Raw genomic sequence first — 15,184 nt, 5'->3', positions numbered from 1 at the left:
AAAGTAAAATAAGACCAATAAAACCACTTCTAACAAAAAGATTAAAATTCATATGTATGTTCACCTCTGCTTTTATTTTTCTGTTCTAAATTACGTTAACATAAAATTGCTGAGATGAAAATAAAAAGAAGACTTTATATGCTAGAAAAAAATACTTAAAAATAGGTTTTCTATTAATTTTTACGGGATTATTGTTCTTTACAATTGAAATTCAGAAAGTTTCTGCTAATGAGAATGATTATAATGTTAATACAGAGGAAGAATATGTTGACAATGAGTATGTTGAGAACTTAGATGGTATTATTATTGATGGTGAAAGTTCTCAAGAGGTAACTGATGAAATAGTACCTCCGGAAAAAAGAATGTTATATGGCATATCATCATTTTGGGAAATTTACAGCAAAACAAAAAATGCAAATTCTTATGGGGCTTGGAATGTTGGGACATCAGCTAAAAAATCAAATGCATCTGGGACTTTGAGTTACTCCCGTTCTTTTACAAGCTCGAACTCTTATTCGGGCACATTAAAGGTCTCAAAAAGTAAACTAGATGCTTCAGTAGGTTTTAATGTTACGAAAAGTACAACTGAAACATCATCTTATTCTGTAAATGTTAAAAAGAATAAAAATTATACAATCTATTACAGAAGAGTTTACTCTAATTATACAGTTAAGCAAAGATATAAAAATATTAATACTTGGACAGGAAAAATATACTACAACAACTATGCCAATGTCTATCCAAAAAAATATTCGCATATACAATTTAAAGCAGTGGAAAAATAATAAAATATAAAACTTTCATCTTAGCAAGATACATAATTCATGTGTATCAGACTGTCGAAGAACGGAACTTCTCAGTGTTTAACATTTGAGAACTTCCGTTTTTTTGTTTATTGCATAATTAAAAATAAAAGTGTCTATCTACTTCAATAACAAACTGATTATGATAAAGCTCAGAATAAAATCCTTCCGCCTTCATCAGCTCATCATGATTACCTTGTTCAATCACTTCACCTTGATGTAGTACGACGATATGGTCGGCATCAAGGATAGTTTTTAAACGATGGGCGATGACGAAGTCGCTTGCTTCTGGTTTACCGAAAACAATGTTATCGCGAATAGTTCCTGTAAATAGAACGGAATCTTGTAGCACTATACCGACTTGTTTACGAAGAGAGTCAAGGCGAATATCGCGGATGTCGATATTATCAAAGAGAATCGCTCCACCATTTTATCTTTACTTGCATCAATGAACCTAAATTAAGCACTAAAGTTAAACTAAAAGAAAAAACAATAGAAGCACCAGTTAAAAAAGGTACGGAAGTCGGCAAAATGGAAGTATCTCTAAAAGATGGCGACAAGTTAGGCTATCTGGATGGAAAACAAACAGAAACAATTGACGTACTAACTGCTAGCGACGTCGAAAAAGCGAACTGGTTCATGCTTTCCGCTCAAGCAGTAGGTTCTTTCTTTAAAGGCATTGGAAGCTACGTTTCTAATGGTGTGCAAGGCTGGTTTAATTGAGAATTTATAGATAGCAGTAATTTTGTGAATTATAAGGCTAAGCAAAATGACATAATTCTAGTGATGAAATGATTTTTTATGATTTTAAATAGCTTTACTAATAGAAATGTTTCCATATTTTTTATGATGATATGGATGAGAAAGGTAGCATTCTACGGAGTGCTACCTTTTTTGTGCGTGCTGAAAAAGACTGCCAGCCAAGGGTTTTGAGGCATATTTACTTTGCTTCAACTGGTAGATTGACGAGCTTTTTTTGAGGGGAGCTATGGATGATTTAAAACGCAAATGTGACAGAAAATCGAACGTTGCTTCAAGCACATAAAATCAACTTGTTTTTATGATATACTTGCTGAGATTGTGAAAAACGGGAGGATATGGGATGAGAAATTTATCAAAAAAGAAGAAGCTATGGATAGTCTTGGCAATGCTTTTAGTGTTGATTGCGATACTTTTATTCGTGCTTCAAGATTGTGCACATGATGAAAAAGGAACAGGGCCGTTAAAAGTAGAACTAGACTTCAAACGAAATTACGCAAAATGGTCGGATTTAAAGTTGAATGGGGACATTTGTAATCCACTGTATTTAGCGGAGTTACGGGAGATGGAAAAGAGTTTCGGAACAATTTATGTAGAGGCTAAAAAACCGAAAATATGGGATGACTTATCTAAAAAAGATCAGACCATTTACACTGCATATGGTGATGTGGCTTCAGAGCTAAAAGTTATGAATGATGCGATTGAGGCCGAGGATTTTAAACAAGCCAAGCAAGTTCTGAAAAAGATTTTAGAGATAGAGAAAGGTGTAAAGAAAGAAACTGAGATATAAAAGGGAGACGGGGATTACATATGAAAAAGGGCATAAAAATTTTACTGGTGACGTTACTTTTATTTCCACTGCTACCGTGGCAATTTGTGCAAGGAGCGGTAAATGTTGAGAGTGAGTTTGGAAATTATTATGGAAAGCAACTTTCTACGCAAGATAAAGTGACTGTGGCGGACTTAAATGAGGATGCACAGGAGCAATTAAAGGATAAGAGTACACCGAAAGATACAACGCTTGATGAGGATTTAAGCGATAAGAATTCGGATGCTGTTCGTTTGTTTGAGGAAGAGACACCGAATGTGACAGATATTTTAGCGGAAGATGCATCAGCTGCTGGAATGACGGAGGTTGTTGCGGAGCGTACGGAAAACACGAAAACTTTTGTAAATGAAAATACGGGCGAGGGAGAGACGTATTATTTTACAGAACCAGTGCATTTTAAGGGTGAAGCGGGCAAGTGGACGGATTTTGATACAACGCTAGTGAAAGATGGCGAGAAGAATTGGACTGCAAGTGAGACAGCGAAAGAGATTACGACGCCAAAAGTGGTGACGGATGAGACGATGCCAACGCTTAGCTTAGACGGCGCGAATGTGGCTGTTCGTCCTAGTGGTGAGGCTGATTTGGCTCAGGTTGTAGCGAAAGATAACCGAATCATGTATGCGAGTGAAGATGATAAAACGGAGCCGCTCACGTTGCAAGCCGATAGCTTTGGTATGGAGCTAGGGCAGTATGTGAAGACGGGAGACGATACGGAACAACAGGTTACATTTGATTTGACGGTTCCAAGTGACGTGATTTTGAAAGACGATGCAAAGCGCGCGGCAACATTAATTTATCGTGGTGAAGATTTGATTGGCGCGATTCCAAGCCCTGTTTTAGAAGATGAGACGGGCTCAGTTATGGATACGTTAACTGCGAAAACGGTGAAGACGGAAACCGGGTATCAGTTGCAGGTCGCGAAGTTTAATACGACAAACCTTAAAGGTAATTTGGCCAAGGTGGCTGTTTCTTTTGTGAGCACAAAAATTACAAATGGAATTCAAGCTACAAGTTTACGTCAATATCGGGATGATGTGGCGTATTCTTTCCAACCATACATGTATATTGGTTACGATGATGGGAATAATTCAGGGACACTCGGAGCCGCTCATTTTATTACCTATGGTGTTGTGAAAGTGCCAGATAGCGAGATTAAAAAAATTGGTACAAACCGTGAAATTGAATCGGCAGAGTTGTCTCTTTTTAGAAGTGGCACGGAAGGCTTTTGGGGAGACCGGGCAAAAGATAGTAAAGGAAGCGTTGTGAAACGTTTATTTGAAGTGCATGGAATTACGAAAGACGTTGGTAATATTGCCGATTTAACATATGGTAAATTTAAAAATCTTGGTTTCCCGTATGGTCCGCCTGCAAATGTAGATGGAAAAGAAACGTATATTGGAAAAATTGATGATGCGAATCGCCGAGTTTCTTTTGATATTACAAATGTTGCGAAGGACTGGGTGAATGGCGGTAAAAACAACGGTGTAATTGTGAAAACAGCAAAAGTGAATGGGTTTGAACTACCATATTCGCAAGCTGATGTATTTGCTGCGCCTAAGTCTGGGGTGACGAGCGAGTCGCCGTATGTGGTATTTAAACACCGTGAGCGCCCGCCGATTGATGCGGACATGCCGCTTAAAGACACAAAGCTTTATTTGCGTCCGTTTGTAAGTGCGAATAATGATGGGAAATTGGATTTTACAGCGCTTGGAATGGACGGCGTTGGTCGCCCGGATGCGAAAATTAATTATAAAATTATCGATACATCGGATAAAAACAAGGTAGCATTTAGCGGAACGGATCCTTCAATTGGTCGAGATTATTTATTCCCGAATTATCCGAAGCTAAGTAATGAAACACAGGAATACCGTGAGTTAATGAGTAACTGGCAGACAAACACGCTACTTTTAAAAGGCGCTTTGAAAGAAAATCATTTATATCAAGTAGAAGCGGAGATTAAAGATGGAAACGAATCTGTAAGCAAGAAATACGATACGTTTCAGATTTATAAGGTGACAGGTCTAGACTCGTTGCCTCGTCTTTTGAAATTCTACGGGATTGCAAATAAACGATCGCAGTTTATGCTGGATAATAATATGAAGGATGAATTGCTCGTTCAAGGAAACGTCGTGTTCATTCGGAATCCACAAAAAAATGCTGGTAAAGCCTACCAATCGGGAAATTACGACACAGCGGAGAAAATGCGGCTTGATGCGCTTGCTATAGGGCGTGGCAAGCATTGTACATTCGGATATGAACCAATTAATTTTGATAGTGGGAACTTGCTTTATAACATGGAGGATGCGAAATGGTTTGACTTCGATGAGGAACAGACGATTACGCGGACTTATAATTCGATGGCACAAGGCAAAGATAGCCCTATCGGACGAAATTGGACCTTTAATTTAGCTGATCAGCTAGGTTTCTTAGAAGACGGCACCGTGATGTTGACGCGCTCAGATGGCGGGAGTGTGTTTTTTGAGAAGCAGCCGGATGGAACTTTTGAAATAGAAGAAGATGAGCCACTAGCACTTACAAAAAAAGTGAATAAAAACGGCGCGCGTGAATTTGAGATTGTGGATTCAAAAACAGGCAAAATCTCTCTTTTCGCTGCAAACGGCCTGCTTTTAAAAGTGACAAGTAAGGATGGAAATGTAACGAACTATACGTACAATACTGATGGTGAATTAGTGAAAATGGTCACTGGCTCCGGGAAGGTGTTGCAGTATACGTGGGATGCAGATGGGCACTTGAAAGAAATTGTGTTGCCTGATGGCGGGAAATTGGCTTATTCATATGATGACGATGGAAACCTGATAAAACTGGTGGATCAAACTGGAAAAGTAATTACATATCAGTATGATTCGGAACACCATATGACATCGTATAAAGACCATAACGGAAAATTATTGATTAAAAATACATTTGATGCAGAAGGACGTGTGACGGAACAAACGGACGGAGAAGGCAATACTGCCACACTGAAATATGAGAAAGGTAAAACAACGACAACAGACTTCAACGGTAATAAGAAGGTGGTTTATTTTAATGAGCGCTTCCAAACCACGAAGACTGAGTATGCCGACGATACAACGACTGAAAATAAATATGACGATAAACATCAATTAGTCGCTTCCATAGACCAATTGGGAAATACGACAACTTTTGAAAATGATGCAAACGGAAATCTGACAAAAACCGTATATCCAGATGGGACAATAGAAACGAACGAATTTGACGCGAAGAACCAATTGATACGCGTGACGGATAGCCGTGGAGGCGTAACGAGCTATACTTATGATTCTAATGGGAATGTCGTACAAATAACGGAGCCAAACGGTGGTGTGAAGAGATTTACGCATAATGCCGATGGTCAGGTGGTTACAGAGACTGATGCAAATGGCGCGGTAACAAAGTCCGCTTATGATCCGAACGGAAATCCGACAAAAGTAACGGACGGCCGCGGTAATGAGACAACCTACGCCTATGATAATTTGTCGATGTTGAGTAGTATTACAGATGCAAACGGTAAGTCGGAAAAATATGAACGAAACGCACGCGGTGAACTAGTGAGCGAATGGAATGCAAATGGAGCAGCGACAAAATATTCCTATGATTCAAATGGTAATAAGACAAGCGAAACCGATGAGAAAGGGAATAGCACTACTTTTGAATATGATGCCTTTGGTCGTTTGAGTGAGGAAACGAATCCACTTGGCGGCGTTACAAAGTATAAATATGACGGAAATGGCAATAAAATTAGCGAAACAGACCCACTCGGCAACACGGAGGAATTTAAGTATGACTCGCAAAATCGGATGATAGAAGCGATTGCGGCAGATGGCTCGGTCATTACGTATCGTTACGATGCACTTGGTCAAAAATTATCCGAGGAAACCGAAGATGGTCAAAAAACAAGCTATCTATATGATACAAAATCAGGCTATAAGACACAAGAAACAGACCCACTTGGCAACAAGACAAGCTATGCCTATGATGCAGACGGAAATGTCACGAAAATCACCTATCCAGACGGGACAACAGAAGAATTTAGCTATGATGCAATGGACAATATTACACGTTTTGTCGATCAAGCTGGTAACGTTCAGACGTATGAATTTGATGCGAACGGAAACACAACAAAATTAAAAGAATCCGGCCGTGTTTCGACATATAGCTACGATGAAAATGGTAGTGTGACCTCAGAACAAGATGCAGCTGGCGGCGTAAAGCGCTATAGTTTTGATAAAGTTGATCAAGTAGAAATCGAAACCGACGAGCTTGGTGAGAAAACCCACTATGTGTACGACGCAGACGGCAATGTCACGAAAATTACGGACGGCAATGGTCATACTATAACAATGGCGTATGATAACGCTGGTAATGTGATTCGCCAAACGGACGCAGAAGGTAATACCACAAAATATACCTATAATGCGCTCCATTTAGTCGAAACGGAAATTTCACCAACAAACGATATCACTCAATATCGCTATAACAAAAACGGTGATTTAATCAAAGAAATAGATCCATACGGTAATGAAACAAGCTATCGTTACACAAAAACAGGCGAAGTGTCTAAAATCATTGATGCCCTAGGTAACGAAACAACATATGACTACGATAAGCGTGGCAATTTGACAACAAGTACTGATCCACTCGGTCGAAAAACAACCTACAGTTATGATAAGGCGGACCGCGTTATCGAACAAAAAAATCCAGATGGCACAAAAGCAACGTATACTTATGACAAAATGGACAGACTGCTAGAACAACAAGACAATACAGGTCAAAAAGAGAGCTACACATACAACGCAACTGGCGACGTGACCCGTATTGCCGATCGTAAAGGTCGCACTGAATCCTACACCTATGACACATTCGGCAATGTCAGCAGTAAAACCGACATGCGAGGCAATAAAACAAGCTACGAATATGATGCAGCGAACCGCCTAGTGAAGCAACAAAACCCGACAGGCAAGGCGCAAAGCATCGCCTACAACAAACGTGGCGATATTACCTCGGAAGTTTTACCAAATACTGGGAAATATACTTATAATTACGATGCAGAAGGTAACTTGTTGTCAGAAACAAACCCGCTAGGTGAAACAACAAGCTATCAATACAACGGCAACGACGAGCTGATTACGACAACGAATCCAGCCGGCGCTAAATCTAGCGTAACTTACGATGCAAATGGCAATGTCACAGCAGTTACCGATGAAAATGGCGGCATAACAAAACAAACTTTTGACGCAACAGGTTTAGTCACAAGCCAGACAGATGCAGAAGGAAATAAAACACAATTCGGCTATGACCAATTAGGGCGCCTAACAACCGAAATAGATGCAGCAGGATTCAAACTCCTGAACAGCTATGACGCAGCGGGACGCCTTATCGCCGAAACAGATAAGCGTGGAAACACAACGAAATACACGTATGACAACGCAGATAACATTTTGACAGTCAAAGAGCCTTATGGTACCACATCGAAATTTAAATACGACCTACGTGGCAATGTGACCAAAGAAATAGATGCAAATGGCAATGCGACCACTTATAGCTACGATAAAGACGATCAACTTTTATCTGAAACGGACCCGATTGGCTATAAACAAAGCTACAAATATAACAAATACGGCGACCTTATCGAAGAAAGTGATAATCAGCAGAAAAAGGCGATTGCCAGCTATACGTATGACAAATTAGGTCAGCAAACGTCGAAAAAAGATATTCAAGGTCGAATCACGCGCTACACATATGATGATACCCAGCGCATGACGCAAATTACGTATCCAAATAAACTTGCGGTTGGCTATACGTACGATAAACTAGACCGTGTTACTACAATGCGAGATGTTCGGGGCAATGATACTAAAATTCAGTATGACAAAGTCGGCAACGTTACCTCCATGATTGATCCAGGTAACCAAGTCTACAAATACACCTACGACAAAAAAGGCAACATGACCAAAGAAATCGACCCACTCGCAGCAAGCACAGAGTATCGTTACAATAAAAACGATCAAGTTATCAGCATCAAAGACCCAACAAACGCAATAACTAAATACCAATATGATGCGCGTAACCTGCTAAGTTCTATTACAGATGCCAAAGGTCACACAACAAAAATGGCCTACGATGGTAACGAGAATCTTAGCGAAACAACAGATGCAAAAGGCAACAAAGAACGCTTCGAATACGACGCACTAGATCGCATGACAGCAGCACAAAACCGATTAGGACAAAAATCAACTTACACTTACGACAAAGTAGATAACGTTACAGCAATCAAAGACGCCAAAGGTTTTGTCACAAAATATAGCTACAACGATCGCAGTGACCTCGTCAAAGAAGTAACACCAGAAGGCAAAACCGAAAAATACGAATACCAATTAGATGGTTCTTTAAAGTCTAAAACGAAGCCAGATGGTGAAAAAACAACTTTCAAATACGATGAATTAAACAATTTAGTTGAGCAACAATTTGATGGTGGCAGCTACAAATACACTTATGACAGTAATGACGACGTAAAAACCGCCACATCAAAAGACGGAACATCCAAGTTTACCTACAATAAATTCGGTGACGTACTATCAGTCAAAGATGCAAACGGCGAAACGTTGAAATACGAATATGATACAATTGGCCGCAAAACCGCGCTCATTTATCCAGATAACACGCGCGTAACTTATCGCTACAATGACGCCAATCTGCTAACCGATGTCATCGAATCAGACGGTAAAAAAACCAGCTACACTTACGATGCGAATGGCCTGCCACTGAGCATTCATTACAGCAATGGCACGACGACTAGCTATAAATACACAGCAACTGGCGAAACCGAGCAAGTCATCACCAAAAATAAAGCCGGAGAAACCATCGCCTCATTTGACTACAACTACGACGAAAACGGTAACGTAGCCAAAGAAACCATCAATCAAAGTGGCGAAAAACAAACCAAGAGCCACACCTATGATGCTGATGATCAACTGATGGAAACAACAATAACCAAAGGCAACACCACCGAAAAAATCACGTATATCTATGATGCTAACGGCAACCGAAGTAAACTTTTACGTAATAAAAATGGTAAGAAAACCACGGAAAACTATCATTACGACGATGACAACGCGCTCACGATGATTAAAGCAGATGGTGATAAAGACACAACCTACACATACGACAAAAACGGTAACATTACCAAAAAAGCCTTACGAAGTGGTAAAGTAGAAACATACACGTACAATGGCGAAAACCAACTGATTCAATCCGCCGACAACGAAGGCAATCAGACGACATACACATATGACGCATTTGGTAATCGCATAGGCAAACAAACCATCACAGACAAAACCAAGTCCTTCAAAGGGTCGCTAAGTGAATGGATTACAGAATACGACAAAGATAGTCAAAAAGGCAAAACAGAAACACTAGCGGCACAATTAGAAACTCGCGCCAATGAAGCGTCTAAAGGTTGCTCAGCATATGCAGAAGCAAGTACGCAAAAAGTGACTAAAGATGGCATGCAAGGGAAAACCGAGCTTAAAGCAAGCGATAGCAGCGGAAGCAAAACCAGTCAGCGCACCACAAAAATGACCCAAACAGTTGGCTATCAAACGGTAAATACCATTCGCTATGTCAACGATTTAACGCAAGAGTACACCCAAGTTGCTCAGCTTAACGAGACGACAGAAGACGACGGCGAAACAAGCACTACCAAGACTGCTTTCCGTTTTGGTGACGACAATCAAATAATCGGCACCGAAGAAGAAAGCTATCACGAAAACGGCCTAACCGACATCACAACAACAACTGACGGCGAAACAAGTACCGACTATGATTACACAGACTATGGTACCGCACTTGCGGCAGCTCCAGTTGCGAATCAAATCGGTTATCGCGCGCAAATGCACGACACAAGCGACACACAAAACCTGCGTGCCCGAAATTATGATACAAACACCGGTCGTTTCCAACAAGCCGATAACTACAGAGGATCCCTAGAGGACCCACGTAGCCAAAACCGCTACATTTACGGCGTCAACAACCCGATGTCATTCGGCGATCCAAGCGGAAACGTACCAAAATGGCTTAAAAAAGCAACCAAAAAAGTCAAAAAAGCCGCGAAAAAAGTAAGCAAAGGCATCAAAAAAGCCAAAAAAGCCATCAAAAAAACCGTCAAAAAAGTAAAACGCGCCGTGAAAAAAGTCAAAAAAGCCATCAAGAAAACCACCAGAAAAATCAAGCGCGCCGTCAAAAAAGTAACCAAAAAAGTCAAAAAAACAGTGACGAAATTTAAGAAGGCAGCTAAGAAGTCGATTAAGCAAGTCACTAAAGCGGCGAAAAAAGTATACAAAAAAGCCAAAAAAGTGGTTAAGAAAACATATAACCAAGTCAAACGAACCGTGAAGAAAAAAGTACAAACAGTGAAAAAAGCCGGCAAAAAAGTCATAACCAAAGCAAAAAGTACAATCAAATCCATTTCAAAAACAACAAAAAAACAAGCCATTAAAGCTGGTATGAAACTAGCAGTATCTCAAGCAAACCATAGCATGCGCGTACAAAAAACAATGAAAGCAATTTGCGAAAATCTTGAACCAGTAGGCGCAGGTGCATTGGATAGTCTAGTAAATAATTTCACTTTCGGTTCCGTAGAAACCATTGGTAAAAATAAGGAAGTGTATGGCGATGATAACCGCTATTACGTTGGAAGACTAATAGCTGATTCAGCGGGTATCTATCTTGGCGTTGAGGGAATTATCCTTGGAGTCGGAACTGAAATCCTTGGTGGAGCACTGGACTTAACAGGGGCTGGAGCACCAATCGGAATTCAACTTAATGTAGCAGGAATTGGCATAATCACAGGAAGTGCAACCATTGTAGTAAACAGTGGCGCCAACTTTTTCCAAGACGCGAAGGATTTGTCTTCGAATATTGAGAAAGGGAGCAATAGTAGTGCCCCAGAAATAATAAAAACGGGTGAGAAGACTCCGAAAGGTAGATCATTCTCCGAGCACGGGGCTGAGAGAGCCAATGAAAGAGGGTTTTCTAAAGAGACTATAGATTCTATTATTGACAATAACCTAAAGACTAGGAAATCTAAGGTGGATGAAATGGGGAGGAAAACATGGGAATATACAGATGTTCGAGGAAACAAGGTTGTTACTAATGAGTCGGGAGGAATTGTTTCAGTACATTCCCCAGCACCAGGTGGAAATTATATTCCTAAAAAATAAAAAGAAGGTAATTATGCATGAATAAAACTGATGTATTTAATCTAGCAAAATCACTTAATTGTGAATATGAAGTTGGTCTATGGTCTGAAATAAATTCGTTTTTTGAGTATCAAGAAGATAATATCTCTAGCTTTGAATTGAAATTTCAAAAAGAAGGTAAAAAGATAAATAATTATTTTTCATTAGATGTGAACATGAAAAATTTTAGCTATCAAGCGGCACAAAGTTTGTTCCATCAATTGGTGCAGTTTATTGAGTACAAATCCGCAACTATTTATACCCAAGAAAAAAGAGCTACTGATATTACGATATATTTATTGTCCGCAACTTCTGAGAATAAAGGATTTCTGATACAGATGAAAATTCAATAAAGAACTTTTATAGGCAAATACATCTACAACTCGAATAAGGTTGCTCAGCGTATGCAGAAGCAAGTACACAAAAAGTGACTAAAGATGGCATGCAAGGGAAAACCGAGCTTAAAGCAAGCGATAGCAGCGGAAGCAAAACCAGTCAGCGCACCACAAAAATGACCCAAACAGTTGGCTATCAAACGGTAAATACCATTCGCTATGTCAACGATTTAACGCAAGAGTACACCCAAGTCGCTCAGCTTAACGAGACGACAGAAGACGACGGCGAAACAAGCACTACCAAGACCGCTTTCCGTTTTGGTGACGACAATCAAATAATCGGCACCGAAGAAGAAAGCTATCACGAAAACGGCCTAACCGACATCACAACAACAACTGACGGCGAAACAAGTACCGACTATGATTACACAGACTATGGTACCGCACTTGCGGCAGCTCCAGTTGCGAATCAAATCGGTTATCGCGCGCAAATGCACGACACAAGCGACACACAAAACCTGCGTGCCCGAAATTATGATACAAACACCGGTCGTTTCCAACAAGCCGATAACTACAGAGGGTCCCTAGAGGACCCACGTAGCCAAAACCGCTACATTTACGGCGTCAACAACCCGATGTCATTCGGCGATCCAAGCGGAAACATACCAAAATGGCTTAAAAAAGCAACCAAAAAAGTCAAAAAAGCCGCGAAAAAAGTAAGCAAAGGCATCAAAAAGCCAAAAAAGCCATCAAGAAAACCACCAGAAAAATCAAGCGCGCCGTCAAAAAAGTAACCAAAAAAGTCCAAAAAACAGTGACGAAATTTAAGAAGGCAGCTAAGAAGTCGATTAAACAAGCTCGAAAAACAGTCAAGAAGGTCTATAAAAAAGCCAAACAGACTGTCGTGAAAAAAGTAAATAAAATCAAGAAAACTACTAAAAAAGTTGTTAAAACAGTCAAAAAAGCCGGAACCAAAGTAATAAATAAAGCTACCAGCAAAATCAAAACAGTCGGCAAAAAAGCCAATGCAAAAATAGCCGCAAGTAAAGAAGCCGCAGCTAAAGCAAAAAAAGAAAAAGCTGATCGAAAAGCCGCAGCCAAAGAAGCCTTATGTAAAAACCAAGAATTCTTAGAAAGTCAAAAGAAAGGCTATAGCGATCCAACCTACGACTACAAAGCGGGCTATCCAAAACCAGATGAAGTATGGGCTTTTGATGCGAACGGAAATATTGATAAGGAAAAAAGCGCAGAACTTGCTGAAAAAATGGGCTTTTGGAGCTCTATTGCAGTTGGATTTATTCCAGGACCACTAGAAATAGTATTAGGTAAGGTTGCAGGCACAATTGTAGTTAAAGTTGGAGGGAAGATTGGTTCGAAAATAACTTCTTAGGGAGCGACTAAGTTTGGAGCTAAGGGAGCCAGTGTAGCCGATGATATTTTTAAACAAGGCAAAAAGGTAGTTGATAAATTTAATATTGATGACGCATATGTCAAACCAAAGCATTTATCAACAACTAAAGGTAATGGAGCTAAATTTTTAGGAGATTCTAAAGCTGAAGCTGAAGTGATTTTGAAGGATGCAATGAAAAATGGGACAGTCCAGTCAATAACAGATAATGGATTAACTAAAATGGGACAACAGAGTTATTCAGTAATAGTTGACGCTAGAAAAACTATAGGAACCAAGGGAGAAAACTTAATTAAAGTTGTATTATCAGAAGATGGAGGTATGTTATCATCTTATCCAGTAAAATAGAAAGGTGAGATTATTATGGATGTTTTAGAAGGATTTTTGCAGGCAGAAATTAATACACAGGAATTATATGAAGATATAATGTCTTTTATAACTTCATATCATATCAGATGTGGAGAATTTGAAGGAAATGAATATATAATAAAAAAAATGGATCAAACCAATTTTATTTTATTTCCGGAATATATAGATACATATGGTGAAAGAGAAATACATGGAGCAAGATCAGTTTATAGAAACAATTTAATCAAAGAGATTAATGACTGTGCTCAGGTTAAAGGAATACAAGTAATTGATGTAAATTAGTAGTTATTAAGAAATGATTACAGTTCGAAAATGTAGCCTCATTGAAAAGAGAGATTCTCTTAGATAAACTTTCATAAGTGTACCCTATAGGGTGAATTTTCCCTGTGGAGTATACTTGTGGGAGTTTAAGAGGGTGGAGGCTCGTTCAATTAGGAAACGGCTTTTGCAATCGGATGAATGATTATATATGAATCCACTTTGAATATTAACGACATTGTGGATTTTCTTTTTTATTATCTTTCAACAGTTGACTATTAGTTTTATTTTCAAGCATTAAGCAGAGTCAACTGTTTCCAAGACGCGAATGATTGGATAGTGATATCATGCAAAATGAATTTCAACTTTTAAAAGACAAGAAAAGTATAGATCAACTCATGTTAACGTATTTTTCAATAATAAGTGGAAGATATTTGAAAAAGGCTTTGTCTGCTTTTAAAGAAAAAGAAGGATACGGGAAAGAAATAGTTTTTGTTTCCTTTAAAAATGACTTAGATGACTACGACATGGCGCAATTGCCAAGACTGTTAGCTGATAAACATATTTTAGTTGAATTAGGATCCCCTGCTGTCAAGTTTGACCAAATAGCGTATTTAGATTTTAAAACATTTTATGATTATTTAGATGAAAATGTAAAAAAAGAGGCGGAAAGAAATCTAGAAGGAAGAGAGCTTATAGAACTGCTAAAAAAGTTAAAAGTAGTTTGGAAATATAGTTTTATAAAATAAATAATGCACTTCTATAACAATAAAATCATGGATGTTAACTTGTTTCGTAGCGTTAATCACTTCGTCGCTTGCTTCCGAAGAGAATCGCGCCACCATTTTGCCTTTACTTACATCAATGAACCTAGATTAAGAACTAAAGTTAAATTTAAAGAAAAATCTTAGAAGCACCAGTTAAAAAGAATACGGAAGTTGGCGAAATGGAAGTATCCATAAAAGATGGCGGCAAATTAGGTTATATTGATGGAAAACAAACAGAAAATATTAAAGTTCTAACTGCTGGCGTAAAATGTTGGTTTAATTAACATAAAAAAATCGATTTCCTTAACTAGGAAATCGACTTTTTTTATTGGTTTGATAGTCTCTATAAAACCATAATAAGAAAAAAACAATACTAATAGTAAAAAATATAATTGGCAC

Annotated in this window: 9 protein-coding genes and 4 pseudogenes; 11 read left to right on the top strand and 2 right to left on the bottom strand. The window is 38.9% G+C overall.

The annotated features are described in order from the left end of the window. Positions 1–191 precede the first annotated feature (191 nt). The gene (locus HCB45_RS14470) at positions 192–785 is read left to right on the top strand and encodes a hypothetical protein (protein WP_070034692.1); all 594 of its coding nucleotides are present in this window, start codon (positions 192–194) and stop codon (positions 783–785) included. Between the two features lie 118 nt (positions 786–903). Here the strand turns inward: HCB45_RS14470 and HCB45_RS14465 are convergent. Continuing rightward, a pseudogene (locus HCB45_RS14465) lies at positions 904–1,233 on the bottom strand (ABC transporter ATP-binding protein); the annotation flags it as partial. Positions 1,234–1,250: 17 nt separating this feature from the next. Here HCB45_RS14465 and HCB45_RS14460 point away from each other — a divergent pair. The 10 genes and pseudogenes from HCB45_RS14460 to HCB45_RS15350 all read left to right on the top strand — a co-directional run. Beyond that, positions 1,251–1,526, top strand: a pseudogene (locus HCB45_RS14460) (D-alanyl-D-alanine carboxypeptidase); the annotation flags it as partial. Between the two features lie 379 nt (positions 1,527–1,905). After that, positions 1,906–2,352: a hypothetical protein gene (locus HCB45_RS14455; protein WP_185319694.1), complete on the top strand. Its 447-nt coding sequence runs from the start codon at positions 1,906–1,908 to the stop codon at positions 2,350–2,352. A 20-nt stretch (positions 2,353–2,372) separates the two neighbouring features. After that, a complete protein-coding gene (locus HCB45_RS14450) occupies positions 2,373–11,630 on the top strand; it encodes an RHS repeat-associated core domain-containing protein (protein ID WP_260508459.1) in 9,258 nt (3,085 codons plus the stop codon). A 17-nt stretch (positions 11,631–11,647) separates the two neighbouring features. Next, on the top strand, positions 11,648–12,001 hold the full coding sequence (locus HCB45_RS14445) for a hypothetical protein (protein WP_185620356.1): 354 nt from the start codon (positions 11,648–11,650) through the stop codon (positions 11,999–12,001). 74 nt (positions 12,002–12,075) lie between these two features. Then, positions 12,076–12,777, top strand: a complete 702-nt coding sequence (locus tag HCB45_RS15360; RefSeq protein WP_312026337.1) for an RHS repeat-associated core domain-containing protein — start codon at positions 12,076–12,078, stop codon at positions 12,775–12,777. A 20-nt stretch (positions 12,778–12,797) separates the two neighbouring features. Beyond that, on the top strand, positions 12,798–13,373 hold the full coding sequence (locus HCB45_RS15355) for a hypothetical protein (RefSeq protein WP_260508458.1): 576 nt from the start codon (positions 12,798–12,800) through the stop codon (positions 13,371–13,373). 192 nt (positions 13,374–13,565) lie between these two features. Continuing rightward, on the top strand, positions 13,566–13,739 hold the full coding sequence (locus HCB45_RS14435) for a hypothetical protein (RefSeq protein WP_185620355.1): 174 nt from the start codon (positions 13,566–13,568) through the stop codon (positions 13,737–13,739). 15 nt (positions 13,740–13,754) lie between these two features. Continuing rightward, positions 13,755–14,042: a hypothetical protein gene (locus HCB45_RS14430; RefSeq protein WP_185620354.1), complete on the top strand. Its 288-nt coding sequence runs from the start codon at positions 13,755–13,757 to the stop codon at positions 14,040–14,042. A 323-nt stretch (positions 14,043–14,365) separates the two neighbouring features. Continuing rightward, positions 14,366–14,767, top strand: a complete 402-nt coding sequence (cdiI, locus tag HCB45_RS14425) for a ribonuclease toxin immunity protein CdiI (protein WP_185620353.1) — start codon at positions 14,366–14,368, stop codon at positions 14,765–14,767. Positions 14,768–14,881: 114 nt separating this feature from the next. Continuing rightward, positions 14,882–15,045 (top strand): annotated as a pseudogene (locus HCB45_RS15350) (D-alanyl-D-alanine carboxypeptidase); the annotation flags it as partial. A gap of 43 nt (positions 15,046–15,088) precedes the next feature. Here the strand turns inward: HCB45_RS15350 and HCB45_RS15345 are convergent. Continuing rightward, a pseudogene (locus tag HCB45_RS15345) lies at positions 15,089–15,184 on the bottom strand (hypothetical protein); the annotation flags it as partial.

The sequence above is a fragment of the Listeria farberi genome, from assembly GCF_014229245.1.
GTDB lineage: Bacteria > Bacillota > Bacilli > Lactobacillales > Listeriaceae > Listeria > Listeria farberi.
Note: the sequence above shows the minus strand (reverse complement) of the source record. Positions and strands in the feature narration are given on the sequence as shown.

Coding starts and splice junctions, on each gene's coding strand:
- HCB45_RS14445 (WP_185620356.1), top strand. CDS start 11,648: ATGAATAAAACTGATGTATTTAATCTAGCAAAATCACTTAATTGTGAA.
- HCB45_RS14435 (WP_185620355.1), top strand. CDS start 13,566: ATGAAAAATGGGACAGTCCAGTCAATAACAGATAATGGATTAACTAAA.
- HCB45_RS14455 (WP_185319694.1), top strand. CDS start 1,906: ATGAGAAATTTATCAAAAAAGAAGAAGCTATGGATAGTCTTGGCAATG.
- HCB45_RS14430 (WP_185620354.1), top strand. CDS start 13,755: ATGGATGTTTTAGAAGGATTTTTGCAGGCAGAAATTAATACACAGGAA.
- cdiI (WP_185620353.1), top strand. CDS start 14,366: ATGCAAAATGAATTTCAACTTTTAAAAGACAAGAAAAGTATAGATCAA.
- HCB45_RS14450 (WP_260508459.1), top strand. CDS start 2,373: ATGAAAAAGGGCATAAAAATTTTACTGGTGACGTTACTTTTATTTCCA.